Origin of the sequence: Zafaria sp. Z1313 (genome assembly GCF_050563205.1) — a bacterium.
Lineage (GTDB): Bacteria > Actinomycetota > Actinomycetes > Actinomycetales > Micrococcaceae > JAZDCJ01.
The window spans coordinates 199,806-224,336 of sequence record NZ_JBNWUK010000003.1; the positions used below are offsets into that span (position 1 = coordinate 199,806).

22 protein-coding genes are annotated in these 24,531 nt (G+C 72.5%); 10 read left to right on the forward strand and 12 right to left on the reverse strand.

Translation table 11 applies throughout. From position 1 onward, the window contains the following. Nucleotides 1–82: 82 nt before the first annotated feature. Both ACQ3I4_RS05695 and ACQ3I4_RS05700 read right to left on the reverse strand, forming a co-directional pair. Entirely contained in the window at nt 83–874 is a 792-nt protein-coding gene (locus tag ACQ3I4_RS05695) for an ABC transporter substrate-binding protein (protein ID WP_329861550.1), read from the reverse strand. A gap of 172 nt (nt 875–1,046) precedes the next feature. Further along, a complete protein-coding gene (locus ACQ3I4_RS05700) occupies nt 1,047–2,399 on the reverse strand; it encodes an isochorismate synthase (RefSeq protein ID WP_329861549.1) in 1,353 nt (450 codons plus the stop codon). A 70-nt stretch (nt 2,400–2,469) separates the two neighbouring features. Between ACQ3I4_RS05700 and ACQ3I4_RS05705 the strand changes: the two genes are divergently transcribed. The 3 genes from ACQ3I4_RS05705 to ACQ3I4_RS05715 are packed head-to-tail and all read left to right on the forward strand — an operon-like array spanning nt 2,470 to nt 5,682. After that, complete coding sequence (locus tag ACQ3I4_RS05705; protein WP_329861548.1) at nt 2,470–3,240, forward strand: demethylmenaquinone methyltransferase; 771 nt, start codon at nt 2,470–2,472, stop codon at nt 3,238–3,240. Between the two features lie 19 nt (nt 3,241–3,259). Continuing rightward, nucleotides 3,260–4,588: a geranylgeranyl reductase family protein gene (locus ACQ3I4_RS05710; protein WP_430633049.1), complete on the forward strand. Its 1,329-nt coding sequence runs from the start codon at nt 3,260–3,262 to the stop codon at nt 4,586–4,588. Further along, a complete protein-coding gene (locus ACQ3I4_RS05715) occupies nt 4,585–5,682 on the forward strand; it encodes a polyprenyl synthetase family protein (protein ID WP_329861545.1) in 1,098 nt (365 codons plus the stop codon). The genes ACQ3I4_RS05710 and ACQ3I4_RS05715 overlap by 4 nt, the downstream gene beginning before the upstream one ends. Before the next feature lie 123 nt (nt 5,683–5,805). On the opposite strand, the gene ACQ3I4_RS05720 is transcribed toward ACQ3I4_RS05715, so the two are convergent. From ACQ3I4_RS05720 to ACQ3I4_RS05740, 5 genes are all read right to left on the reverse strand, one after another. Then, nucleotides 5,806–6,642 (reverse strand): endonuclease domain-containing protein, encoded by an 837-nt coding sequence (locus tag ACQ3I4_RS05720; RefSeq protein WP_430633050.1) that lies wholly within the window; start codon nt 6,640–6,642, stop codon nt 5,806–5,808. A 198-nt stretch (nt 6,643–6,840) separates the two neighbouring features. Continuing rightward, a complete protein-coding gene (locus ACQ3I4_RS05725) occupies nt 6,841–7,374 on the reverse strand; it encodes an HIT family protein (RefSeq protein ID WP_430633051.1) in 534 nt (177 codons plus the stop codon). 3 nt (nt 7,375–7,377) lie between these two features. Then, nucleotides 7,378–7,812 carry a hypothetical protein gene (locus ACQ3I4_RS05730; protein ID WP_329861542.1) on the reverse strand — a complete coding sequence of 145 codons (435 nt, stop codon included), beginning with the start codon at nt 7,810–7,812 and terminating at the stop codon, nt 7,378–7,380. 10 nt (nt 7,813–7,822) lie between these two features. Beyond that, complete coding sequence (locus ACQ3I4_RS05735) at nt 7,823–8,476, reverse strand: trimeric intracellular cation channel family protein (RefSeq protein WP_430633068.1); 654 nt, start codon at nt 8,474–8,476, stop codon at nt 7,823–7,825. Nucleotides 8,477–8,535: 59 nt separating this feature from the next. Further along, nucleotides 8,536–9,963 (reverse strand): PucR family transcriptional regulator, encoded by a 1,428-nt coding sequence (locus ACQ3I4_RS05740; RefSeq protein ID WP_329861541.1) that lies wholly within the window; start codon nt 9,961–9,963, stop codon nt 8,536–8,538. A gap of 121 nt (nt 9,964–10,084) precedes the next feature. Here ACQ3I4_RS05740 and ACQ3I4_RS05745 point away from each other — a divergent pair, with 121 nt between their 5' ends. The 4 genes from ACQ3I4_RS05745 to ACQ3I4_RS05760 all read left to right on the forward strand — a co-directional run bounded on the left by ACQ3I4_RS05745 (nt 10,085) and on the right by ACQ3I4_RS05760 (nt 14,380). After that, nucleotides 10,085–11,665, forward strand: coding sequence for a sodium-dependent transporter (locus tag ACQ3I4_RS05745; protein WP_430633052.1), 1,581 nt, complete (start codon nt 10,085–10,087; stop codon nt 11,663–11,665). Further along, the gene (locus tag ACQ3I4_RS05750; protein ID WP_329861538.1) at nt 11,662–11,799 is read left to right on the forward strand and encodes a methionine/alanine import family NSS transporter small subunit; all 138 of its coding nucleotides are present in this window, start codon (nt 11,662–11,664) and stop codon (nt 11,797–11,799) included. Before ACQ3I4_RS05745 ends, ACQ3I4_RS05750 begins: the two co-directional genes overlap by 4 nt. A 258-nt stretch (nt 11,800–12,057) precedes the next feature. Continuing rightward, nucleotides 12,058–13,398 carry a 4-aminobutyrate--2-oxoglutarate transaminase gene (gabT, locus tag ACQ3I4_RS05755; RefSeq protein ID WP_430633053.1) on the forward strand — a complete coding sequence of 447 codons (1,341 nt, stop codon included), beginning with the start codon at nt 12,058–12,060 and terminating at the stop codon, nt 13,396–13,398. A gap of 133 nt (nt 13,399–13,531) precedes the next feature. Continuing rightward, complete coding sequence (locus ACQ3I4_RS05760) at nt 13,532–14,380, forward strand: universal stress protein (protein WP_430633054.1); 849 nt, start codon at nt 13,532–13,534, stop codon at nt 14,378–14,380. Here ACQ3I4_RS05760 and rarD read toward each other — a convergent pair whose 3' ends face one another. From rarD to ACQ3I4_RS05785, 5 genes are read right to left on the reverse strand one after another with little or no spacing between them, the layout of a single operon-like run. Beyond that, on the reverse strand, nt 14,381–15,415 hold the full coding sequence (gene rarD / locus ACQ3I4_RS05765) for an EamA family transporter RarD (RefSeq protein ID WP_430633055.1): 1,035 nt from the start codon (nt 15,413–15,415) through the stop codon (nt 14,381–14,383). Nucleotides 15,416–15,443: 28 nt separating this feature from the next. Then, nucleotides 15,444–19,424, reverse strand: a complete 3,981-nt coding sequence (eccCa, locus tag ACQ3I4_RS05770; RefSeq protein WP_430633056.1) for a type VII secretion protein EccCa — start codon at nt 19,422–19,424, stop codon at nt 15,444–15,446. A 4-nt stretch (nt 19,425–19,428) separates the two neighbouring features. Further along, nucleotides 19,429–20,583 carry a hypothetical protein gene (locus ACQ3I4_RS05775; protein WP_430633057.1) on the reverse strand — a complete coding sequence of 385 codons (1,155 nt, stop codon included), beginning with the start codon at nt 20,581–20,583 and terminating at the stop codon, nt 19,429–19,431. Nucleotides 20,584–20,599: 16 nt separating this feature from the next. After that, a complete protein-coding gene (gene eccD, locus ACQ3I4_RS05780; RefSeq protein ID WP_430633058.1) occupies nt 20,600–21,946 on the reverse strand; it encodes a type VII secretion integral membrane protein EccD in 1,347 nt (448 codons plus the stop codon). 7 nt (nt 21,947–21,953) lie between these two features. Then, entirely contained in the window at nt 21,954–22,310 is a 357-nt protein-coding gene (locus ACQ3I4_RS05785) for a hypothetical protein (protein WP_430633059.1), read from the reverse strand. Between the two features lie 267 nt (nt 22,311–22,577). Between ACQ3I4_RS05785 and ACQ3I4_RS05790 the strand changes: the two genes are divergently transcribed. From ACQ3I4_RS05790 to ACQ3I4_RS05800, 3 genes are all read left to right on the forward strand, one after another. Continuing rightward, on the forward strand, nt 22,578–22,925 hold the full coding sequence (locus tag ACQ3I4_RS05790; RefSeq protein ID WP_329861523.1) for a WXG100 family type VII secretion target: 348 nt from the start codon (nt 22,578–22,580) through the stop codon (nt 22,923–22,925). A gap of 93 nt (nt 22,926–23,018) precedes the next feature. After that, nucleotides 23,019–23,327: a hypothetical protein gene (locus tag ACQ3I4_RS05795; RefSeq protein ID WP_329861521.1), complete on the forward strand. Its 309-nt coding sequence runs from the start codon at nt 23,019–23,021 to the stop codon at nt 23,325–23,327. A gap of 219 nt (nt 23,328–23,546) precedes the next feature. Further along, on the forward strand, nt 23,547–24,531 hold a 985-nt coding region (locus tag ACQ3I4_RS05800), incomplete at its 3' end, for an FAD-dependent oxidoreductase (protein WP_329861520.1).

A 24,531-nucleotide genomic window follows, 5' to 3' on the forward strand; every position in this document is an offset into this window, starting at 1 on the left:
CCGGTGCGGGTCGGTTTCTTTTGGGGCGGGGTTTTCGCGCCGCCCGGCACCCGCGGGTGCCGGGCGGCGCCGGTGGTCGGGACTACTCGGTGGTCTCGCCGAACCAGGTGGTGCTGAACTCCTCGAGCGTGCCGTCGTCCGTGATGCGCGCCAGGGTCGCGTTCACGGACTCCAGCAGGGCCGTGTTGCCCTTCTTGATGGAAATGCCGAGCTGCTCGCCCGTGGCGAAGTCCTCGACGCGCTGGAACTGGGCGTCGTCCTTGATCTGGTAGGCCAGGACGGAGGCGTTGCCCAGGACGGCGTCGACGGTCCCGGCCTTGAGGGCCTGGACCTGCAGGCCCGCGTCCTCGAACTGCACGGCGTCGAGCCCGTTGTCCGCGGCGTGCTTGGCGCCCGTCGTGGCGGACTGGACACCGACCTTCTTGCCCTTGGCGGACTCGAGGTCGGTGATGCCGGAGCCGTCCTTGGCGATGAGGGTCAGGTCGTCGTCCATGTAGGGATCGGAGAAGTCCATGTTGGCCTTGCGCTCCTCGGTGATCGAGATCGAGGAGATGGAGAGGTCGCACTTGCTCAGCGAGAGGCCGGACTGGATGCCCTCGAAGGAGTCGTCGATGACGTCGAGCTCGGCGTCGAGGTCCTTGGCGACCTCGGCGATGATGTCCATGTCGAAGCCGACGTTCTCGCCGGCGCGGACGAACTCGAACGGCTCGTAGGGGATGTCCGAGCACACGGTGAGCTTGCCGGCGTTCAGGAGCGTGACGCCGCCCTCGCCGGTCGCGGCCGGCTCGTCGGCGCCTCCGCCGCAAGCCGTCAGGGAGAGGCCGGCGATGGCGGCGACGGCCAGGGCCCGGGTGAAGCGGGGAGTGATCTGCATGGAAATCGTCTGTCCTTCGTGGGGATGGAACGGATCAAGGCTGTAACAGCAGGGCAATTCTAGCCGGTGCGCAGCACCCGCTTGAGATGTTCGTCACAGGCTACAGGGGTGGTCTAATAGTAAACAACTGTTTCACGACGGCCCGGGCCCGCGTCCGGACCGGCCGCGGAGCTCAGAGGTCGAGGGCCTCCCGCATCGGGCGCATCTTCGCCCACGACTCGGCGAGCTCGGCGTCCGGGTCCGAGGCCTCCACGACGCCGCAGCCCGCGTACAGGCGCACGGTCCTCGGGTCCTCGACCACGCCACCGCGCAGGGCGATCCCGAACTCGCCGTTGCCGCGCGCGTCGACCCATCCCACGGGACCGGCGTAGGGGCCGCGGTCCATGCCCTCGAGCTCCCGGATCAGCGCCCCCGCGGCCTTCGTGGGCGTCCCGCACACCGCCGCAGTCGGATGCAGCACCTCGGCGAGGTCGAGCGCCGACGGCGAGGCCCCGGCGTCGTCCCGGCGCAAGTGCGCCTCGACGTCGGAAGCCAGGTGCCAGACGTTCGGCAGCTGGAGGACGAACGGCTCGACCGGGGCGTCCATGCCGTCCACAAGCGGGCCGAGCTGCGCCGTCAGTGAATCGATCGCGAGCCGGTGCTCGTGGCGCTGCTTCTCGTCCCCGGCCAGCATCCGGAGCGCGTAGCCCGGGTCCGCCGGCGCGCCCGCCCGGTCCAGCGTCCCGGCCAGCACGCGCGCGCGGGCCGTGTCGCCCTCCACCTTGACCAGCATCTCCGGCGTCGACCCGATGACGCCGTCCACCGAATACGTCCAGCAGTCCGCGTAGCGCAGCGCCAGCTCGCGCAGCACCTGGGCCACGGCGATCGGCGCGTCGAGCTCCGCCACCGCGTCACGGGCCAGGACGAGCTTGGTCAGCCGCCCCGCGGCGATCGCCGCGACGCCCGCCGCCACGTGCTCCTTGTATGCCGCCTCCGAGACCTGGCCCGGCACGAGCCGCCCGCCGCCGGAGGAGAACTCGCGCTCCTCGGAGACGTCGTCGAGCAGCACCGCGAGGCGCTCCTCGGCGGCCTGGACGGACAGCTCGGCGTCCGCGTCCGCCGTCGTCAGGGTCAGCCAGCTCACATCGTCCCGGCGGCCGACGACGATCTCGGGAACCACGAGCCGCGAGGCGCGCGAGCTCGTGAAGGAGAAGGCGAAGGAGGCGAAGGCCACGGGACCCGCGCCCGGGAGGCCGAGTCCGTCCTCGACGGAGGCGGCGGCGGAGGCGGCTGCCCACCAGGCGCGGGCCCGCGCGAAGCGCTCCGGCCCGGAGGACGTGAAGCGGGCCGCCTCGCCGAAGCCCACCATCCCGTCACCGCGGCGGCCCCAGACCAGGGAATCGTCCCGGACCACGTAGTCCAGGAGACCGTGATCGGCCATCGCGGGGCGGCGGAACGTGAGGCTCCGCAACGTCGGGACGGCGACCGGCGGCGCCGTCGCAGGCAGGGCCGACGGCAGGGGAGGACCCGGGAAATCAGTCGTCATGGTGCCACCAGCCTACTCCGCGGCGGAGGGGCTTTTCCCGTCGGGGCAGGAGTTTGAGACAATGGCAGGCGTGAGCCGAGCATCGCTGCAGAAGCGCCCCGAAGAAGTCCAAGCCATGTTCGACGACGTCGCGCCACGCTACGACGTCGTCAACGACATCCTGTCGGTCGGGCAGACCCGCCGCTGGAGGCGGATCGTGGTGGACGCCGTCGGGGCCGAGCCCGGACAGAAGGTGCTCGACCTCGCGGCCGGCACCGGGACCTCGTCCGAGCCCTACGCCGACGCCGGCGTGCACGTCGTCGCCTGCGACTTCTCCCTCGGCATGCTGCAGGTTGGCAAGCGCCGCCGCCCCGACATCGACTTCGTCGCCGGGGACGCGACCGCCCTGCCCTTCGCGGACGAGACGTTCGACGCCGCGACCATCAGCTTCGGCCTGCGCAACGTCAACGACCCGCAGCAGGCCCTGCGCGAGATGCTCCGCGTGACCAAGCCCGGCGGGACGCTCGTGATCGCCGAGTTCTCCCACCCGACCTTCGCCCCCTGGCGCACCGTCTACACCGAGTACCTCATGCGCGCCCTGCCGACGATCGCGACCAAGGTCGCCTCCAACCCCGCCGCCTACGTCTACCTCGCCGAGTCCATCCGCGCCTGGCCGGACCAGGACCACCTCGCCGCGTGGATCGACGAGGCCGGCTGGGACGAGTGCCGGTACCGCAACCTGTCCGGAGGCATCGTCGCCGTGCACCGCGCCGTCAAGCCCCTCGATGCGGGCGCCGACGCCGAGCGCCGCGAACAGGCCTCCGCCTACCTGCGCCGCAACGCCTCGCGCCGCGTCCACTGACCGGAGTTGAACGACTGACGTGTCTGTCCTGATTGTCGGCGCGGGCCCCGCCGGGTGCACCGCCGCACGCCACCTCGCCCAGACCGGGATCGAGGTCACCGTCCTCGAGAAGACCGCCTTCCCCCGGGAAAAGGTCTGCGGCGACGGGCTCACGCCCCGCGCCGTCCGCGAAATGCGGCTCCTCGGCCTGCCCCACGAGCCCGCCGACGGGTGGCGGCGCAACCGCGGCCTGCGGCTCGTCGCCGGTGGCCGCACGCTCGAACTGCCGTGGCCCGAGCTCGGCGACTTCCCCGACTACGGGCTCATCCGCACCCGCTACGGCTTCGACGAGGCCCTCGCCCGGCACGCCGAGGCCGGCGGCGCCACGCTCCTCGAGCGACACTCCGTCACCGAGGCCCTCCGCGACGCCACCGGACGGGTCACCGGGGCCCGCGCTGCGGTGCTCGACGAACGCGGCCGGAAGACGGGCCAGACGCGGGACTTCCACGCCGACGTCGTCCTCGCCGCCGACGGCAATTCGACGCGCACCGCGCTCAGCCTCGGCTACGAGAAGCGGGACGACCGCCCGCTCGGCGTCGCCTACCGCACCTACTTCACCTCCCCGCGCCACGAGGACGACTGGATGGAGGGCTGGCTCGAGCTGCCCGACCGCAACGGCAACCCGCTGCCCGGCTACGGCTGGGTCTTCGGCGTCGGCGACGGAACGTCCAACGTGGGACTGGGCATCCTGAACTCCTCCCAGCAATTCGGCAAGCTCGACTACCGGCAGGTCCTGCGCGACTGGACCGCCGGCATGCCCGCCGAATGGGGCTTCACCGAGGAGAACCAGGTCGGGCAGATCCGCGGCGCCGCCCTGCCCATGGGCTTCAACCGCACCCCGCACTACTCGCCCGGCCTGCTCCTGCTCGGCGACGCCGCCGGCATGGTCTCGCCCTTCAACGGCGAAGGCATCAGCTACGCGATGGAGTCCGCGCGCTACGCCGCCGAGCTCATCGCCGAGGCGCACTCCGGCAACCGCGGCACCACGCAGGCCGCCCGCGACGAGCTCTACGCCTCCTACGCGGCGCTCGTACGCGGAAAGTGGGGGAGCCACTTCACGCTCGGACGCGTCTTCGCCCGCCTCATCGGCAACCCCGCCATCATGAAGCTCGCCCTCCGCACTGGCATGAGCGTGCCCGTCCTGATGCGCTTCGTGGTGCGGATGCTGGCCAATCTGACGGACGAAGACGGCCGCGGGTTTGAGGATAGAGTGATCCATGTACTGGAACGCCTGGCCCCTCCCACCAGCAATCAGAAGGCGCCACGAGGCCACCGAGAGCCCCCGACGACAAGTAAGCCGACACCGTGACTGAATCGCAGAGCAACTGGACCACCGCAGGCCACGGAGTGCCGGAGTCGGTCGACCTGAACCTCGAGACCGCGGCGCTGGCCGCCGGCATCAAGCTGCCGCCCGGCTTCCGCGCCGTCGCCGAGGACCCTGCGTTCGGCCCGGCGATCTCCGAGGGCATGGCCCGCGTCGAGAAGCTCCTCCGCGACGCCGTCGCGAACTCCGATCCGCTCATCGACGCCACGAGCCGCCACCTCGTCGAGGCCGGCGGCAAGCGGATCCGACCGCTCTTGGTCATCCTCGCCTCCCTCCTCGGCGACGGCGTCACGCCCGAGGTCGTCAAGGCCGCCGCCGTGTGCGAACTGACCCACCTGGCGACGCTCTACCACGACGACGTCATGGACTCCGCGCCCTACCGCCGTGGGGCGCCCACGGCCCACGAGGTCTGGGGCAATTCCGTGGCCATCCTCGCCGGGGACCTGATCTTCGCGCGGGCCTCCATCATCGGGGCCGAGCTGGGCCCGGAGGCCGTGCGGATCCAGTCGCGCACCTTCGAGCGGCTCTGCCTGGGCCAGCTGCAGGAGACCATCGGCCCGCGCGACGGCAACGACCCCGTGGAGCACTACCTGCAGGTCATCGCCGACAAGACCGCCTCGCTCCTGGCCACAGCCGGCGTCTTCGGCGCCCTCTTCGGCGGCGCGCCGGAGCTGCGCGAGGTCCTGCGGGACTACGGCGAGAAGGTCGGCGTCGCGTTCCAGCTGGCCGACGACGTCATCGACGTCACCGGCGCGCAGGTGCGCTCGGGCAAGACGCCGGGCACCGACCTGCGCGAGGGCGTGCCGACGCTTCCCGTGTTGCTCCTGCGGGCCGACGCCGAGCGCGGGGACGCCTCCGCGGCGGCGGTGCTCGAGCTCGTCGACGGCGACCTCGCCTCGGACGAGGCGCTCGCGGAGGCGGTCGCGGCGCTCGCGGCGCACCCCGTGACCAACCGCGCCTGGGCCGTCGCCCGCGAGTGGTCCGACGCCGCCCGCGCCGCGCTCGATCCCGTGCCGGACGGGCCCGTCAAGGCCTCGCTCGCGGCCTTCGCCGACGCCGTGGTGACGCGCGAAGCCTAGCCGTGCCCCGCCGTCGTCCCCTCCCCAGCGCACTTTAGGCTTCACGTGATCGCCGGCGCCCACGTCAGGGCGCTCCCGGCGCGCGAAACGTGCGCAGGAACGCCGAAAGGTGCGCGGCAACGTTCAGCGCGCCGCACGGAGGCACGCCAGCACCGCGGCCACGAGGCCGGCCGGATCGTCCAGCACGTCCTCGTAGGTGAAGCGCAGGGTCGGCAGCCCCGAGGCCATCGCCGCGTTGTTCCGCCGCCGGTCGTTGCGGAACGCGGCCCGGTCGAGGGCATGGAAGGCGAAGCCGTCCAGCTCGACGATGACCCGCCCCTCGACGAGCAGGTCGACGTATCCCACGCCCGCGACCGACGCCTGCACCTCGACGCGGAACCCCGCGGCCAGCAGCACCTCGCGGGCGACGGTCTCCAGCGGCGACCCCGAGGCGGGCGTGATCCGTTCGACGATCCCGCGGGCCCTGCCGTTGCGTTTCCCCGGGAGCTGGGCCTCCAGCCACGGCCGGGGCACCTTGCCCAGCGCGACGGCCGACTCCGCGACGACGAGCGCCTCGAGCGGCGGCAGGCAGCGCAGGGCGTGCAGCACGGCGTCGTGCACGGAGACGCGGCGGGAGGACGACGGCGGGACGCGCAGGGCCGCGCGATGGCCGCGGACGCCGTCGGGGAAGCGTCCGCGGGCCGACCAGACGTGGGGCACGTCCGGCTCGCGCAGGACCCAGAGCCCGTGGTCCGCGGCGGCCGAGACGCAGTCGAGTAGGCAGCCGCCGGCCAGGAGCGCGATCCGGTGCGGGTCCATGCCGGGGAGGGCGACGACGCCGCGCCGCGGCTTGTCGACCAGGCCGGCGGCGAGGGCGGCCGCGATGTCGGCGCGCTCGATCCCGGCCTTGACGAGTTCGGAGATCCGGGACGCGCCGCCGCGGGCGCCCAGGACCGTCAGGAGGCTGGGGCGTTTGAGCATGCGTCCAGCGTGGCCCGTGGTGCCCTGCCGGACTCCCGGAACCACCGGGCCTGTGGACGACGGCGGCGCCTGGCCCGGTCCGGGGCCGGTGGTGAGGGGCTGGTCGCGGGCGCGGCGAAGTCGCGCACCTTTCGGCGTTCCCGCGCGGTTTAGCCCGGGCTAAAGGCCCCTGACCTGCGCCCGGGCAGATGTTTGAAGCTAAAAGTGCGCTGGGGGTGAGGGGATGCGGGCGAGGGCCTCTCGGAGCTCGTCCGCCTTGCGCGCCCGCACCTCCACCGGAACGCGGTGCCGCAACTGGCGGTAGAGCTCGTCGCCGTGGTAGCGCGGGAAGACGTGCTGGTGGTAGTGCCACACGTGCTGGTTGCCGGCCGGCTCGTTATGCTGCCGGGTCGAGGTCCCGTCCGGATTCCAGGCCAGCTTCATCGCCACGGCCACGCGCCGCGTCGCGAGCATGATCGCCGAGGCAACGGAATCGGGCAGCTCGTAGAGCGTCTCCAGATGCGCCACCGGGATCACCATCGCGTGGCCTCCGTGGGCCCCGAAGCCGTCGCACGCCATGATGACGGCGACCTCCCCGTCACGGTAGACGAGGTCCCCGGGCTCGCAGAGGTTCGACGCCGAGCGGATCCCGCCCGCGAGCAGCTCGCAGAACGGGCAGTCGTACGCCGCGGGCGCGTGGCTCGGCCACCCTCCCGCGGCGGGGTGCGGCGGCCCGCCCGGCGCCCCGGCCACGCGTCAGTCCCCGAGTTCGGGCTCGAGTTCCTCGAAGACCCACGAGAACATGTCCAGCACGTACTCGCTGAACGTCCCCTCCTCGCTCTTCCACGTCCCGCGCGCGTTGTGCCGCCGGTGGACGATGGGGTCGGGGACGTCGACCTGGTCCTCGCGGATGCCCCAGACGAAGTTCTCGTCCTCGTCCTCCATGAACAGCAGGTAGCCGTCCTCGACCTCGAGCTCCTCGGGGTCCCAGAAGTAGTAGTAGGCCTCCATGAGGTCCTCGCAGCCGCCGAGCGCCAGGTAGAACTCGCGCAGCGCCTGCGGGATGTCGACGCCGGCGTCGTCGAGCGCCTCGTCGAGCTCCTCCCCGGTGAGGCCGTCCTCGGGGACCCACGCGTCGTCGAGGTATTGCGGGACCAGCGAACGGAACTTCTCCAGGAACATCTCAGCCATGCCTCAAATCCTAGCCGTCCCGGGACCTCCCCGGACGCGCCCACCCGCGGGCGGCGAGCGGGGCACGCCAGCGGTAGCGCATGGCCAGGGCGCGCAGGGCGTACACGACGACGCCGATGCCCACCCCCGTGCCTGGGGTGAGCACTCCCAGCGTGCCCGCCAAGGCGGTCAGCCCGGCCCCGAGGAAGGCCGGCAGGGCGTAGATGTCGCGGTGGTCGAACAGCCGCGGGACCTCGTTGGCGGCGACGTCGCGCAGGAGTCCGCCGCCGCATGCGGTGGCGACGCCGAGCAGCGCCGCGGAGACGGGCGGCAGCCCGGCCGCCAGGGCCTTCTCGGTGCCGGTGATGCAGAACAGGGCCAGTCCGGCCGCGTCGAAGTGCAGGATCCAGCGGTTGATCCGGTTCAGCCGCGAGGAGACCAGGTACACGGCGGCCGCGGCGAGCAGGGGCGGTGCGAGGTACACGATCGACGTGAACGACGTCGGCACGCCCTGGCCGATCACGAGGTCGCGCACCACCCCGCCGCCGAGCCCGGCGAGGTTGGCGAGCACGAGCGAGCCGATTATGTCGAAGCCCTTGCGCGCCGCGAGCAGCGAGCCGGACACGGCGAACGCGAAGATCCCGATCAGGTCCAGCCACAAGGCGAGGCCGCCGATGTCGGGCAGGGCCGCGAGGCCGGGGAACACCGCGGGCCCGGCGAAGCCCAGGAGGCCGGCGGGGGCGTTCACGAGAGCTCCCGGGCGGACAGGGCGAGCCAGAGCTGCACGCGGTCCGCGGTCTGGGTCGGGTCGTAGCCGCTGAGCTCGGCGATCTGCTGGATCCGGTAGCGGACGGTGTTGCGGTGCAGTCCGAGCGCCGCGGCGACGGCGCCGACGCTGCCGTTGGCCTCGAGGTAGCCCGTGAGGGTCTCGACGAGTCCGGCCCCGTGTTCGGCGTCGAAGCGCTCGAGCGGCCCGATGGCCTCCGCGGCGAGGTCGTGGATCGGGACGTCGCGCGCCGAGAGCAGCAGCGACGTCAGGGACAAGCGGGAGGGTCGGTTGAGCCGCTCCCCGTGGCGCAGCGCCTCGGCGGCCTCGAAGTAGCTCCAGCGCAGGCCCGACGCCTGCCCGTACCCGCCCCCGTATCCGACCCGCGCGGCGATCCCGGCCCCGTCGAGGTAGGCGGCGGTCGCGGCCGCGGCGGCCCCGGCGTCGTCCGCTTCCAGGAGCACGGCGAGCCGGCCGTCGATGAGGGCCCCGACGGCGGGCCCGAGCCCGGGTGGCAGCGGCAGGGTGCGCAGGGCGCGGGCCTCGGCCGCCTCGACGAGGACGACGGCGTGGCGCCCCGCCGCGGCGACCCCGACGGACTGCAGGCGCAGCTCGGCGTCCCCGCTCCCGCTCCCGCGCGCCCCCGTGCCCGCGTGGACGAGGTCCGCGAGGACCTGCCCGGCGGCCTCGCGCCGCGACTCGCGCAGCCGCGCCCGGTTGGCGAGCTCGAGGCCGATGAGGGAGCGGGCGTAGCCGAGCGGCCCCTCGCCGGCCCCGTCGTCCGGGATCCAGAGCGTGCAGCGGTCGGGCAGCCCGGTCGCGATCGGCAGGGGCAGCCAGCCGGGCCCGGGCGGTTCCGGCGCGCGGCCGGGCCCGTGGATGCGGGCGCCGTGCAGGTCGAGGGCGGGCGGGGTGCCGATCCGCTCCGCCAGGGCGCCGAGGAGCGCGTCGAGGCCGCCGCCGAGGAGGGCCGCGGCGAACTGCTGGTGGTCGCGCAGCAGCCGCTCGACGCGGCCCACGTGGTCCGCGGCGAGCGCCTCGGCGACCATCCGCGTGATCGCCACGAACGGGGTCGCGTACGGGACCTCGAACACCGGCAGGCCGTGCCCGGCCGCGCGCCGGACGACGCCGGGCGGGACCTTCGCGTGCGTCAGCCCGGTCCCGTAGCCGAGGGCCAGGACGCCGGCCGCGGCGATGCGGTCGACGAACGCCTCCTGGGCGGCCGCGGTGCGTTGGCGCAGGCCCGTGGTGAGCAGCACCTCGCCGCCGCCGAGGAAGGGGGTGGGGTCCTCGAGCTCGGTCACGGCGGCCCACTGGACGGCGTCGCCGCCGCGGGCGCCCGGGTCCGTGAGGGCGCGGAGCCCGAGGCCGGGCGCTGCGAGGAGGCGGTGCAGGGTCAGGGGCATGGGGCCATCGTAGGGCGCCGCTTGTGCATCCGCCCCATCTGCAATGAACCGATAGGGCATTGTGACGGCACCGGCCCGCCGTCGTTGTGACAAGCCCTACACAGGGCTACCGTGTGGGGTCATGAGCACCGCACCACAAGGGACGACCGGCGGAAAGACCGGCCCGGCCCGTGAGACCTTCTCCTCGCGCAAACTCTTCATCATCTCCGCCATCGGCTCCGCCGTGGGACTCGGGAACATCTGGCGCTTCCCCTACGTCGCCTACGAGAACGGCGGCGGGGCGTTCCTGATCCCGTATCTCGCGGCCCTGCTCTCCGCGGGCATCCCGCTCCTCTTCCTGGACTACGCCGTGGGCCACAAGTTCCGCGGCTCCGCCCCGCTGGCCTACCGCCGGCTCAACCGCGGCGCCGAGGTCCTGGGCTGGTGGCAGGTCCTCGTCTGCTTCGTGATCGCCGTCTACTACGCCGTGATCATCGGCTGGGCGGCGATGTACACGTGGTTCTCGGTGACGAAGGCGTGGGGCGACGACGCCGAGGCGTTCTTCATCGGCGAGTACCTGCAGGCCCCGGAGGAGCCCGCGTTCGGCTTCGACTTCGTCCCCGGCGTCGTCTATCCGCTGCTCGCCGTGTGGATCCTGGCGATCGTCATCATGGTTGCCGGCGTGCGCAAGGGCATCTCCCGCGCCAACGTGATCTTCATGCCGATGCTGCTCGTGATGTTCCTGGTCCTCGTGGCCACCTCGCTCACCCTTCCGGGCGCGATGGACGGGCTCAACGCCTTCTTCACGCCGGACTGGGAGGCGCTGGCGCATCCGGGCGTGTGGGCCGCGGCCTACGGACACATCTTCTTCTCCCTCTCCGTGGCCTTCGGCATCATGATCACCTACTCCTCCTACCTCAAGCGCAAGACCGACCTGACGGGCTCCGGCATGGTCGTGGCGTTCTCCAACTCCGGCTTCGAGATCCTCGCCGGCATCGGCGTCTTCGCCGCGATCGGCTTCATGGCCTTCACGGCGGGCAGCACGGTCGAGGACACGGCGGTCGCGGGCATCGGCCTGGCCTTCATCGCGTTCCCGACGCTCGTCTCGCAGGCACCGCTCGGCTCGCTCATTGGCGTGCTGTTCTTCGGCTCCCTCGTCTTCGCGGGCCTGACCTCGCTCATCTCGATCCTCGAGGTCATCGTGGCGGCGGTCCAGGACAAGCTCGGCTGGGCGCGCGTGAAGGCGTCGCTGGCCGTCTCGGTCCCGGTCGCGCTGATCTCGCTGGTCCTCTTCCCGACCACGACGGGGTTGTTCGTCCTGGACATCTCCGACGCGTTCGTGAACCAGTTCGGCATCCTGGCCGGGGCGCTCGTCGCGGTGGTCGTCGTGGCATGGGTGCTGCGCAGGCTGCCGATGCTCTCCGGGCACCTGAACCGGATCTCGTCCGTGAAGATGCGCACGACGTGGATGGTCCTCGTCGCCGGCGTGGTGCCCGTGGTCCTCGCCTACATCCTGGTCAACGAGATCATCGCGAAGGTCTCGGCGCCCTACGGGGGGTACCCGGCGTGGATGCTGAACACCTTCGGCTGGGGCATGTCGATCGGCCTCCTGGTCCTCGCCGCCCTGCTGACCCTGATCCCGTGGGGTTCCGGCTCCAAGGACAAGCACGATCCCGAATACGAGGCCATCCGGGCCGCCGAGGACCAGGAGGAAGCACGATGACCGGCATCGCCATCACGATGATGATCGTCTCCATGCTCACGCTGTGGGGCGGCCTCGGCGTCGCCCTGTACAACCTCTCGCGGCATCCCGAGGTCGACGAGGACATGCCGGGGGAGACCGCCCCGGAACTCTAGCCGCCCGCCCACCCCCACCCCCACGCATCACTCTCCAGCGCAGGGTTGTCGAGGCTCGGTCGAAACGACGATTCCCCGGAGGGTGATGCCGCAGGGGACGACGCCGGGGCCCCGCCTCCGCTGTGCAGCTGCACCGCGGGCGCGGGGCTCCGTTGTGCGGCGCCCCGTGGCGCCGGCCACAGGGCGGGCAGTAGTGTCGCCGGGAGAACCAGGGCGGCCGCGCCGCCCGGAGATACGCCCCCACCGAGAGGAACCGTCGTGGACATCCAGTACCGCCTCGAGCAGAAGCGCAGCATCAACGGGGCGTTCCCCGGGCCGAAGTCGCAGGCGCTCGCCGAACGCCGCGCCCGGGTCGTCGCCGCCGGCGTCGCCTCCACGGCCCCCGTCTACGCCGCGGACGCGGACGGCGGCGTGATCGTCGACGTCGACGGCAACTCGTTCACCGACCTCGGATCCGGCATCGCCGTCACGACGGTCGGCGCCGGCAACCAGGAGGTCGCCGCGGCCGTCGCCGCGCAGGCCGCCCGCTTCACCCACACGTGCTTTATGGTCACCCCGTACGAGGGCTACGTGGAGCTCGCCGAGAAGATCGCCGAGCTGACCCCGGGCACCCACGCGAAGAAGACGGTGCTCTTCAACTCTGGTGCGGAAGCCGTCGAGAACGCCGTGAAGATCGCCCGCCTCGCGACGGGCCGCACCGCCGTCGTCGCGTTCGACCACGCGTACCACGGCCGGACCAACCTCACCATGGGGCTCACGGCCAAGGCCGCCCCCTACAAGCGCGGCATGGGACCGACGGCCCCGGAGATCTACCGGATGCCGATGAGCTACCCGTACCGCGAGGAGAACCCCTCGATCTCCGGCAAGGAGGCCGCCGAGCGCGCCATCCTGTCGATGGAGAAGCAGATCGGCGGGGACCAGATCGCCGCGATCATCATCGAGCCGATCCAGGGCGAGGGCGGCTTCATCGTCCCGGCCGCCGGCTTCCTGCCCCGCATCGCCGAATGGGCGAAGGAGCAGGGGATCGTCTTCATCGCCGACGAGGTCCAGTCCGGCTTCTGCCGCACGGGCGCCTGGTTCGCGGTGGACCACGAGGGCGTGGTGCCGGACCTGATGACGCTCGCCAAGGGCATCGCGGGCGGCATGCCACTCTCCGCCGTGACGGGCCGCGCCGAGCTGCTCGACGCCGTCCACCCGGGCGGCCTCGGCGGCACCTACGGCGGCAACCCCGTCGCGGTCGCCGGCGCGCTCGCCGCGATCGACTTCATGGCGGCGCAGGACCTCGCCGGGCGCGCCCGCGAGATCGAGGACGCGTTCTACGCGCGCTTCCGTCCCCTGCAGGAGGAGCTGGCCGGGCTCGGCGAGGTGCGCGGGCGCGGCGCCATGCTGGCCCTCGAGTTCGTCAAGGCCGGAGGGACCGAGCCGGACGCCGACGCGACCAGGAAGATCGCCGCCGACTGCCTCGCGCAGGGCGTCCTGATCCTCACGTGCGGCACCTACGGCAACGTCGTGCGCCTGTTGCCGCCGCTCGTGATCGGCGACGAGCTCCTCGCCGACGCCTTCGACGTCCTCGAGCAGGCCATCCGCGCCCACGTCTAGCAACCCCCGGGGGCGCGCCCCGGCGTCGTGCGTTGGAGGGGGAGCGCCCGCGGGAAACAGGCTGTAAAGTCTGAGCCACCACCAGCGTCGGCGGCAACGGAGCCGCCGCCCAGCCGCCCAGGAGGCCCACCGCATGAGTTACCTTGTTGGCTACCGACCGGACGACCGCGGCGCCGAGGCGCTCGCCCTGGGGATCGCCGGGGCCAGGACCCTGAAGACCGGCCTCGACGTCGTCTACGTCGTGCCGCCGGACTCGCCCGCCCTCTCCGCGCACGCCCGTGGAAGCCGCGTCGGATCCGGGGAGCAGCGCGCCCTCAACGCCAAGAACACCGTCCTGGAGACCGTTCCGGACGACGTCCCGGTGCGCTTCCACGTCCGGGGAGGGGACTCGCCCGCCGCGGCCCTGATCGACGCCGCCGAGGAGTTCGGCTCCACGCGGATCGTCGTCGGCGCCTCGCGGACGGGAGTCCTCGGCCGTTTCACGATCGGCTCCGTCGCCAACGCCCTCCTGCACTCCAGCCCCGTCCCCGTGGTGCTCGCCCCACGCGGCTACCGCAACACCAACGCGTTCAGCCGCCTCACGGCCGGCGTGGGGGAACGCGAGGGCTGGGAGGCCGTGCTGAGCACGGCGCTCGCCTCGACGGCCCAGCACCACCGCCCCCTGCGGCTCGTCTCCCTCGTGGCGCTCGACGCCGCGGCCTCGCGCCACGGCGAAGACGTCAACGCGGCCCTCAAGCACGCCAACTCGGTGCTCGTCGAGGCCGCCAGGACGCTCCCGGAGGGGGGCGCGACGGAGATCACCGTGGGGCAGGGGCGCAACGACGAGGAGGCGATCCAGGAGCTCGACTGGGAGGACACGGACCTCGTGGTCATCGGCTCCAGCCGGCTCGCGCAGAAGCGCCGGCTCTTCCTCGGGGCCACGGCCAACCGGATGCTGCGCGCCCTCCCGGTCCCCATGATGGTCGTGCCGCGCGGGGAGTAGTCAGGCCTGCGGCGCCGGAGCGGCGAGCTTCCTCGCCGCCCGGCGCTCCGCCCGCCCGCTGCCCGCCCGGCGGGCGAGGTCGGCCGTGAGCAGCACGATCGCGACCCAGACGAGCCCGAACCCGATCCAGCGCTCGAGCGGCATGTGCTCGCCGAAGACGGTCAGGGCCAGGATGAACTGCAGCACGGGCGCGAGGTACTGCAGCGTCCCGATGAGCGTCAGGGGCAGCCGGCGTGCCGCGGCGCCGAAGAACAGCAGCGGCACGGCCGTGATGATGCCGCTGGCCGCCATGAGCCAGAAGTGCGCGGGCCCCGTGCTGACGAGCGTGGCGCCGCCCTGGGCGAGCAGGAACGCCATGAACCCGAGGGCCGGGAGGGTCAGGACCAGGGTCTCGACGGTCAGGCCGGTCACGGCGCTCGCGGTGCGGCCCACGCGGTTCTTCACGAAGCCGTAGAGCCCGAACGAGAAGGCCAGCACCAGGGCGATCACGGGCACGGAGCCGTACGCGAACGTCAGCACGAGCACGGCCGCGAGGCCGAACCCCATCGCGGTCCACTGCAGCCGGTTGAGCCGCTCCTTGAGCAGGACCACGCCGAGCGCGGTGGAGACCAGGGGGTTGATGAAGTAGCCGAGCGAGGCCTCGACCGCGTGCCCGCCCAGCACAGCGAAGGTGTAGGTCAGCCAGTTCACGGCGATCAGCACGGCGGCCGCGGACAGGCGCAGCATGGACGCCTTGTCGCGCAGCAGCACGCCGAGGTCCGCCCAGGCGCGCGTGAGCGTGAGCAGGAGGGCGCAGAAGACGAGCGACCAGAGGACGCGGTTGGCCACGATCTCGGCGGGCGAGGCCGTGGCGATCGTCAGGAAGTACAGCGGCAGCAGCCCCCAGAGGCCGTAGGCGCCGAGCCCGAAGAGCAGGCCCGCGCTGCGTTCGGCGGCCGCGTCGCCTCCCGTGCCGCGCGGGGATCCGGGGGAGGACGACGCCGGGGCCGCGGTCCCGGGGGAGGGCGTCGCGGAGGCGGGTAGGGGGCTGGGCATACCGGCTACAACGCCGCCCCGACGACGGCTATTCCGTGCCCCGGTTGAGGTAGCTCTGGATGGTCTGCAGCGGCTTGCCGACCTGCACGAGCTGCCCGCGCCCGGGGGGCAGGGCGCGGGCGCGGATGTTGTTGATCAGCCCGCCCTCGGAGCGGTCGCCGGACATGATGAGCGCGGAGGAACCGGAGTCGCGCAGCGTGGAGAAGAACGACTCGTACATCCCGCGGCTCGCACCGCGGACCTTGCGCGTCAGGAGCACGTTGAGGTTCAGCTCCGAGGCCATCGGCAGGTAGTTCGTGAGGCGGCCCATGGGGGAACCGCCGGAGGCCGTGAGGATGTCGTAGTCGTCGACCACGATCACGAGCCGCGCGGTCCCGGGCTTCTCCTTCCCGTCCCCGCCCGTGGTGCGCAGCTGGAGCTCCTTCACGAGGGCGGCGGAGAGCTGCTCGGCGACGGCGGCGCTGCCCGCGTAGCCACCGAGGTAGTCGTCGGGGACGACGTTGTCGAGGCCCTTGCGCGGGTCGTAGACCGCGAAGAGCAGGTCGTCGGCGCTGTGCTGGCCGACCATGAGCTCGATGTAGTTGCGCAGGATGTTGGACTTGCCGCTCTCCTCGTCGCCGAGGACGATCAGGTGCCGTTCCTTCGCCGTCGTGTCCAGCAGCTGCGGGCCCAGGTCGACCTCGCGCAGGCCGAGGGGGAAGACGCCCGGGGCGGGGGAGGGTGGGGCGGCGTCGAAGCCCACCGCGCCGGGGAGGACGCGCACGCGCATGGCCTCGCCGCGCGTGGATTCGGAGACCTGGGCGACGAGCTCCCGCAGGCCCTCCGACATGTCCTCGGTGGTGGAGGCCCCGTCGATGCGGGGCAGGGCGACGTGGCCGATGAGCTTGCGATCGGAGAGGCCGCGCCCGGGGGCCTCGGGGCTGACGCCGGCGGCGACCTTGCGGTCGATCGTGGAGTCGGAGGGCTCGGAGAGGGCCATCTCGATCTTGTTCCCGAAGAAGCCCTGCTGGGCCATCCGGACCTCGGCCATGCGGTTCAGGGTCGTCACGACGTGGATGCCGTAGCCGCCGCCGCGCATGATGAGGGCGTAGACGCCGTCCTGGATCTCGTTGAAGTCGTCGGCGATCTGGCCGTAGCCGTCGATGACGAGGAAGACGTCGGCGCTCGGCAGCTCGGGCAGGCGGCCCGCGGCGTGCAGGCGCCGCATCGTGGTGAGCGAGTCGATCTGGTGCTGCTCGAAGATCCGCTCGCGGACCAGGAGCATGCCGACGAGCTCCTCGACGGTGCGGCGGACGACCTCGCGGTTGGTGCGGATCGCGGTGCCGCCGACGTGGGGCAGCCCGCCGAGCGGCAGCAGGCCGGAGCCGAGCAGGTCCACGCAGTAGACGGCGGCCTCCTGCGGCGTGTGCGTGAGGGCGATCGAGGCGACGAGCGTGCGCAGTACGGTGGAGCGGCCGGACTGCGGGCCGCCGACCACCAGGAGGTTGCCGCCGCCGGCGGTGAAGTCGATCTCCCACAGCCCCTGCCACTGCTTGGCGGGGTCGTCGAGGAGGCCGATCGGCACGCGCAGCCGCCCGCCGTGCTCGAGCCGCAGCCCGTGCTCGCCGGGGTGGACGGCGCCGACGGCGGCGTCGAGGGAGAGCGCGGCCGGCAGGGGCGGGAGCCAGATCTCCTGGACGGAGCGCGGGAAGGTGCGCAGCGTGTCCATGAGCGTGGACATCACGGTGGGGCCCGTCGTGCGGCGGGCGGGAGCGTTCTTCGCGGGCTTCGGCGCGGCGCCTTCGGACGCGGGCTCGGCCTCGAGGGCGTAGAACGGGACGGGGACGACGTCGGGTGCCTCCTGCACGGCGGCTCGTTCCTCGGGCGTCTCCTCGGCTTCGAGGGCGCCGGAGACGTATCCGGACTTGAAGCGCGTGTAGACGGTCGTGTCCACCTTGAGGTAGCCGTAGCCGGGCACGGGCGGCAGGTGGAAGGCGTCTCCCGTGTCCAGGACGGTCCGCGACTCGCCCTCGGAGAGCGTGCGCAGGCCGATCCGGTAGGAGAGGTAGGTCTCGAGGCCGCGCAGCTTGCCGCCCTCGACGCGCTGGCTGCTCAGGAGCAGGTGCACGCCGATGGAGCGGCCGATCCGGCCGATCGAGAGGAACAGGTCGATGAAGTCCGGCCGGGCGGTGAGCAGCTCGCCGAATTCGTCGATGATGACCACGAGGTGGGGCAGCGGGTCCATCTCCTCGCCGCGGGCCAGGCGTTCGTTGCGGTGCACCTGGTAGTCGGTGATGTTGGCGATGTTGCCGGCGGCCTTGAGCACCTCCTGGCGGCGCAGGATCTCGCCGTTGAGGCTCGCGTAGACGCGTTCGACGAGCGAGAGGTCGTCGGAGAGGTTCGTGATGATGCCGGTGACCTGAGGGGCGCCTTCGAACGGCGCGAACGTCGCGCCGCCCTTGAAGTCCACGAGCACCATGGCCAGGACGTCGGGGGAGTGGGTGGCGAGGAGCCCGAACACGAGCGAGCGGAGCATCTCCGACTTGCCGGAGCCGGTCGCGCCGATGCAGAGCCCGTGCGGTCCCATGCCGAACTGGGCGGATTCCTTCAGGTCCAGCACGGTCGGCTTGCCGCGGTCGTCGGGTCCGAGCGGGACGCGCAGGAACTCCGATTCGTTGCGGGGGCGCCACGTGCGTTCGATGTCGGCGCGGTCCAGCTTCGGGGAGAGGCCGAGCATCTCGAGGAAGGACTGCGAGCCCTCGCCGGAGCCCCCGTGCTCGAGGGAGTCGGCGGAGAGGCGCAGCGGCGCGAGCTCGCGGGCCAGGGCCGCCGCGGTGGCGGGGGAGAGCTCGTCGAGGGCGCCGGAGGTCGTCTCCGGGTTGACCGGGTCGCGGCGGTAGTTCTGGATCTCGAAGCCGGTGGGGGTCTCGCTGATCCGCACGGAGACCTCGGAGGGCTCCTGGCCGCGCTCGTGGACGAGGTGCAGGACGCTCACGCCGATGCGGGCCGGCTCGATCGAGGTGTCGGCGACGGGCAGCTCCTGGGCCTGGCCGCCGTGGGAGTCGGAGACGACGAGCAGCCGGGAGAGGACCTGACCGAGCGAGGCGTCGATCTTGCGGGACTCGACCGCGATCTTGGCGCGCTGGAGCAGGTCGGCGGCGAGGATGTCGCCGAGACCGTTCATGTCGGCCGCGACGCGCCGGACGGGGCCGGTCGGGGCGACGTTGGCCTGGTCCGCGAGGTGCGGCAGCCAGGACGCCCATTCCCAGTCCCCGCGGCGGTCCTCCGGGACGGCCAGGGCGATCCCGAGGTCCTCGGGCGAGTGGAACGCGGCCGCGGAAGCGAGGATGTTGCGGGCGACGGCGAGGACGAACCCGCGGGAGCCGACGACGCTGACGTTTCCGGCGTTGTCGAGCGGCACCGTGAGGGGAAGCTCGGGGCTCGTGGCGTAGCGGCGGCGCAGGATCTCGGCCTCGGCCGCCATAAAGGCGTCCTGCTGCTGCGTGGAGCCGGAGGTGTCGGCGACGGCGATGTCCCGGCACGGGCGCTCTCCCGAGCCGACCCGGACCACGAGGAAGTCCTCATTGCCGCGCCGGCGTTCCCAGAGCCGCATGGGCGTGCGGACGATGTCGAAGAGGGCCTGCGGCGGCGGGCTGGAGATCCCGGCGACGCGGACGGCCTCCTGCTCGTCGGCGCGCAGGGCGACGCGCGTGCGTTCGAGGTAGCGCATGTAGTTGTCGCGCAGCTGGGACCGCGTCTTCTGCTGCTTGCCGCGCTGGCTGAACATCATGAAGACCGCGATGACGACGGTGAGGATCATCATCATGGCCCCGACCGCGGCGAAGGGCGAGTTGCGGAACGTCATCATGACGGTCATGGACACGGCCCCGCCGAGCATCGGGACGATCGAAGCGAGGTTGAGCCCGGGCGGATCGCCCTCGACGGCCGGCGGCCCGTCGATCGTGAAGGGCCGGAAGCCGCGCAGCGGCGGCGACGTGCGGGCGGGACGGTGGATGATCTTCTGCGCCATGGACTCAGCGCCTCCCGTTGGCCTGCTCCAGCACCCGTCCCGCGAGCGCCGCGGCGGCGGCGCGGTGCTCCGGCGCGAGGAGCGGCAGGGACAGGAGCGAACCGCCGGCCAGGTGGGCGTCGTAGCCGATCGCGAAGGCGTCGAAGCCGAGCCGGGAGATCCGCCCGGCCTGGTCCAGCGCCCGCAGGGGCGAGGCCTTGTCCGCCTGCAGCACGAGCACGCTGAGCGGGATCCGCGCCAATTGCGGTGTCTGGCGCCAGGCGGCGAGCTGGGTGAACGCGTTGTCGAGCCCGGCCAGCGTGGCGGGCACGACGAAGACGGCGGCGTGGCCGTCGGCCAGCGCCGATTGCGTCTCCGGTGCGGCGAGGCCCGCCGGGCAGTCGAGCAGGGTGACGGGGAAGTAGCGGGACACGGCCGCACAGGCCTCGCGCAGCGACGCGGGCGGCGTCGCCGCACCGCCGAGCAGTCCGCCGCGGGGTCCGCTCGCGGCGAGGTTCGGGGCGGCGTGGGCGAGGAGCCCGGAGAGGTCCGCGGCCGTGGGCAGCCGGCCGCCCGTGGCGTGCTCGACGAGCGTGTCGACGGCCGCCCCGCCGGTGGTCCCGAGCCGCAGCGCCAGGCTCCCGTGCCCCGGGTCGAGGTCGAGCACGGCGGCCGTGTCCTGGCGGACGGCCGCGTAGACGCGCCCCAGCAGGGCGGCCGCGGTGGTCTTGCCGGCGCCGCCGCGCGTCGAGACGACGGCGATGCGCCGTCCCGTCGTGACGGGGGCCTGCGCCTGGGCGGCGTGTGCGACGAGGTCCGAGGCGGTCGTGTCCGCCGTGAACATGGACTTCAGCGCCCGCGGCAGCAGCCGGGAGCCGGCAGCGCGCGAGGCCAGGCGCAGCTTGTCTCCGTCGAGCGGCGTCCCGAGCCCGCCGGGGGCACCGGAACCGGCGCCCAGGCCGCCGTCGTCCGCCCGGGCGTCGTCGAACCCGGTGGGGAACCCGGACGCCGCGGGGGAGGCGGACGGCGCGCCCGGGCGGGGCCCCGGCGTCGTTCCCTGCCCTGCGGAGCGGCGGCGGCGCTCGCGGCGCGGGGCGGGGGCCGGCGCCCAGGGGTCGTCCTGGGGCTGCGGCGCCCACGGGTCGACGGGCGGGCGGGAGGGATCCTGGGGCGTGGTCATCGCTTCTTCCTTGCCTCTAGAACGTCTCGAGCATCTTCGCGAACACGCCGAAGTAGCCGACGACGAGGGGGACCGACGCGAGGACGGCCAGCGTCTCGACGCGTTCGGCGAGCTGCCTCAGCCGCGCCTGCGTGTGTTCGGGGAGGACGACGACGAGGCCGAGCCCGGTCAGCAGCGCCGCCACGAGCACGCCCAGGCCGACGAGCCAGGCCGTGTCCGGGTTGAGCCCTGCGAGCGTCCACGCGCCGGCCGCGGCGCCGAAGCCGGCCGCGGCGTAGAGGGCGTAGCGTTCCAGGGCCAGGGGGAACGAGCGGGCGCGGAGCAGGGTCGCGAGCACGAGCACCGCGAGGAGGGGGAAGGTCCAGACCGGGCGTTCGCCGGCCGTGGCGACGAGCCAGAGCCCGGCCGCGATCGAGGCCGCGACCGCCACCGTTGAGAGCGCCAGGCCGGCATGCGCGGCCTGGATCGCGCCGACGGCGTCGCGGCGGAGGATCGCGTCGCCCTGGGCCCGGCGGTCGTCGAGCCGCGCGAGCCCGGAGGCGGCGAGCGCGATGCCCGGCAGCAGCCCGAGCACGAGGAGCGAGGCGACGGCCGCGATCCCGCCGACCCCCGCCGCCTGCCCGATCCCGTCCGCGGACGCGGCCCACGCGGCCAACGGCAGCGCGAGCGCCCACGCCCCCGTGAGCGATGCCATGATGGCCGCGGCGGTCAGGCGCGGCCGCGGATCGGGGGCGACGGCGGCGAGGCCGGCCGTCAGGACGGCCGTCGCCGCCGCGGCCAGCAGGAGGCGCAGCGGAACGCCGGCGTCCCAATGGGCCAGGCCGAGCAGGGCCGCGGCCCAGCCCGTGCCGAGCAGGGTCGAGGCCACGGGGCGTGCGGCGCGCGCGGTGGCGGCCCCGAGCGCCAGCGCGGCGCCGCCGACCGCGAGCGAGATCCACCACCGCTGCCCGGGCAGGTAGCGGCCGAGCAGCAGCTCGAGCGCCAGGAGGAACCCGGCCGCGGCGAAGACGCCGGAACCGGCCACGAGGTGCGCCCGCGTCCACGGGCCGCGGACCCGCTCGGACTGCTCGACGACCGTGTCGGCGATGTCGTACACGACCGCCGGCGGGGGAGCGTCCTCGTTGTTGAAGAGCGTCAGGCGCTCCCCGTCCAGGACCCCGGCGCCGGCCAGGGTCTCCTGCGAGGGGATCGGCTCGCCGGAGGCGGTCAGCAGGATCTTGGTCGCCACGCGCTCGCCGGGGCGGTCGCCCAGGAGGTCCAGGATCTGCGGCATGAGCGTGCCGACGGCCGCCTGCGAGGGCAGGAGGAGGTCGACGTGCCGGTGCGGGCCGATCAGGGTGACGCGCGTATAGGGCTGGGCCATGGAGGTCTCAGGCTCCCCTCGGGTGCTGGGCGATGCGGGCGGGGGCGTGCGGTGCGGCGCCGGCCTCGCGGGGGAGGACGGACGCGGCGGCGGGCTGGATGATTTCGAGGACGACGGCGGAGCGCTGCTGTTCCCGTTCCTCGTTGTTCTTGCGCTGCTGCTCGGCGATCATGTTGCCGACGAAGGCCACGGCCACGCAGATGGCCGCGATGAGGGCGGCCGCGACGACGCTGAACAGGAACTGCTTCGCCGTGGCCTTCCAGCGGCGCTCGGTGGGGTTCGAGGCGTAGAGCAGGGCGTCCGTCACGCGGTTGCGGCGCACGGCGACCGACTCGATGAGCTGGCTGTCGAACTCCGTGGCCATGGGCGTCCCCTTCCTCGGCGTGTGTGCGGCTTTCCGCAACCCATCATGTCAGTAGTTAATCCAAGAACTGTGCCGCGGCGGCCCGAATGGGGAGTTCTCCCCATGCGTCCGCCTTGACCGGCTCCCCGTCGCTGGCGTTGTATGGAACCACGGCAAGCGAAAGTCCACTTGCAGAAGATACACGAACCCCGCCGCCACGGTCTGACTCCGGGCCGGCGGAACAGGCCGGCCCACCGGCGGCCCACACCGAGAGGCAAGGAAGCAGCTATGACTTTCAAGGGAAAGATGAACGTCCCCGCCATGGGCGACGCCTCGACCCAGTCGGAGAACTCCGGCGCGGAGCTCGTGAAGCTGGTCGAGGAGCTCATCGATGGCGTCGAGGACCTGGAGCAGACCTTCAGCGGCAACGGCGCGGTCAAGTTCCGCTCGTTCATGGCCGAGTCGAACCGCGTGCAGAACGCCCTGATCGGCGCCCTGGCGTCGATCTCCCGCGGACAGGCCGACATCGCCAAGGAATACATCACGATGGACGACGCCTTCGAAGCCGGCGGCTCCGCCGCGGAGTCCGTCGCCTCGGCCACCGAGGTCACGGGCTTCAGCTTCGGCGGACGCTGACCCACGCCCCCGCGGGGCCGCGATGCCGGACCCCGGATGCACGAGACCACCAGAGCAGACCGGCCGCATGAGGCCGCAGTGAAAGGACACACCATGAGCAAGGACAAGGACACGATCTCCTTCGACGCCGGCGCAGCCGCCCGCATCGAGGCCGACGTCCTGCGCATCGCCGGCCGGATCGAGACGATCATCGGCGACCGCGAGCAGCAGCAGAACTTCGTCGCCACCAACTGGGAGGACGAGCAGAACCGCGACGGCTACGACCAGAAGGAGAAGGCCTGGATCACGGCCGCCAACAACACCCTCGAGCTGGTGCGCAAGGCCCGTCAGCTCCTCGACGAGAACCAGGTGACCGCCGCGGAGACCGGCAACAAGGTCGGGACGCGCGTCGACAGCATCTGAGCGGTGTTGCGGTGCCCACGGGGCGGGCGGCCTGAGGGCCACCCGCCCCGTGGTGTTTCCCCGGTGTGCCCGCGAGGATGCCTTCCCGCCCGGTCCTGCCCGGTCGTGGCGCCCGCCACGTTCCGCCGGGAAAGTTAGGGCGCAGGGCGATCCCGAATTAGACTAGGTGGTTGTGCGCTATTTAGCGCGCCCGCGATCCCCTGTCCGGAAGGATTCCCCGTGTCCCACCCAGCCGAGAACCGCCCGCTCCGCGTCGCCATCATCGGCGCCGGCCCGGCGGGCGTCTACGCTGCCGACATCCTGACCAAGGCCGAGCGCGAGTTCGAGGTCAGCATCGACCTCTTCGATGCCTACCCGGCGCCCTACGGGCTGATCCGCTACGGGGTGGCGCCTGACCACCCGCGCATCAAGGGCATCGTCAACGCCCTGCACAAGGTCCTGGACCGCGGCGACATCCGCTTCCTCGGCAACGTCACCTACGGGCGCGACCTGCAGCTGAGCGACATCCGCTCGATGTACGACGCGGTGGTCTTCGCGACCGGGGCGATCCGGGACGCGGACCTGAACATCCCCGGGATCGAGCTCGAGGGCTCCTACGGGGCCGCGGACTTCGTGTCCTGGTACGACGGGCACCCGGACGTGGACCGGCACTGGCCACTGCAGGCGCGCGAGGTCGCGGTGATCGGCAACGGCAACGTGGCCCTGGACGTGGCCCGGGTGCTCTCCAAGCACGCGGATGACCTGCTCTCCACGGAGATCCCGGCGAACGTGTACGAGGGGTTGAAGGCCTCCCCGGTCACGGACGTGCACGTCTTCGGCCGCCGCGGTCCGGCGCAGATCAAGTTCACCCCGCTGGAGCTGCGGGAACTGAGCCATTCGCGGGATGTGGACATCGTGCTCTACCCGGAGGACTTCGAGTTCGACGCGGCCTCGGACGAGGCGATCAAGACGAACAACCAGGTCAAGACCATGGTGAACACGCTCACGAACTGGCTCGTGGAAGAGCAGGACACGGGGGCCTCGCGGCGCCTGCACCTGCATTTCCTGCACAACCCGGTCGAGGTCCTGGGCGAGGACGGGCGGGTGTCCGGGCTGCGCTTCGAGCGCCAGGAGCTGGACGGCACGGGCAACGTGCGCGGTACGGGGGAGATCGTGGACTACCCGGTCCAGGCCGTGTACCGGGCGATCGGCTACTTCGGCTCCG

Coding starts and splice junctions, on each gene's coding strand:
- ACQ3I4_RS05730 (WP_329861542.1), bottom strand. CDS start 7,812: ATGGCTGAGATGTTCCTGGAGAAGTTCCGTTCGCTGGTCCCGCAATAC.
- ACQ3I4_RS05720 (WP_430633050.1), bottom strand. CDS start 6,642: ATGCTCAAACGCCCCAGCCTCCTGACGGTCCTGGGCGCCCGCGGCGGC.
- ACQ3I4_RS05700 (WP_329861549.1), bottom strand. CDS start 2,399: ATGACGACTGATTTCCCGGGTCCTCCCCTGCCGTCGGCCCTGCCTGCG.
- ACQ3I4_RS05760 (WP_430633054.1), top strand. CDS start 13,532: ATGAGTTACCTTGTTGGCTACCGACCGGACGACCGCGGCGCCGAGGCG.
- eccCa (WP_430633056.1), bottom strand. CDS start 19,424: ATGGCGCAGAAGATCATCCACCGTCCCGCCCGCACGTCGCCGCCGCTG.
- ACQ3I4_RS05775 (WP_430633057.1), bottom strand. CDS start 20,583: ATGACCACGCCCCAGGATCCCTCCCGCCCGCCCGTCGACCCGTGGGCG.
- ACQ3I4_RS05750 (WP_329861538.1), top strand. CDS start 11,662: ATGACCGGCATCGCCATCACGATGATGATCGTCTCCATGCTCACGCTG.
- ACQ3I4_RS05795 (WP_329861521.1), top strand. CDS start 23,019: ATGAGCAAGGACAAGGACACGATCTCCTTCGACGCCGGCGCAGCCGCC.
- rarD (WP_430633055.1), bottom strand. CDS start 15,415: ATGCCCAGCCCCCTACCCGCCTCCGCGACGCCCTCCCCCGGGACCGCG.
- ACQ3I4_RS05790 (WP_329861523.1), top strand. CDS start 22,578: ATGACTTTCAAGGGAAAGATGAACGTCCCCGCCATGGGCGACGCCTCG.
- eccD (WP_430633058.1), bottom strand. CDS start 21,946: ATGGCCCAGCCCTATACGCGCGTCACCCTGATCGGCCCGCACCGGCAC.
- ACQ3I4_RS05785 (WP_430633059.1), bottom strand. CDS start 22,310: ATGGCCACGGAGTTCGACAGCCAGCTCATCGAGTCGGTCGCCGTGCGC.
- ACQ3I4_RS05740 (WP_329861541.1), bottom strand. CDS start 9,963: ATGCCCCTGACCCTGCACCGCCTCCTCGCAGCGCCCGGCCTCGGGCTC.
- ACQ3I4_RS05695 (WP_329861550.1), bottom strand. CDS start 874: ATGCAGATCACTCCCCGCTTCACCCGGGCCCTGGCCGTCGCCGCCATC.
- ACQ3I4_RS05745 (WP_430633052.1), top strand. CDS start 10,085: ATGAGCACCGCACCACAAGGGACGACCGGCGGAAAGACCGGCCCGGCC.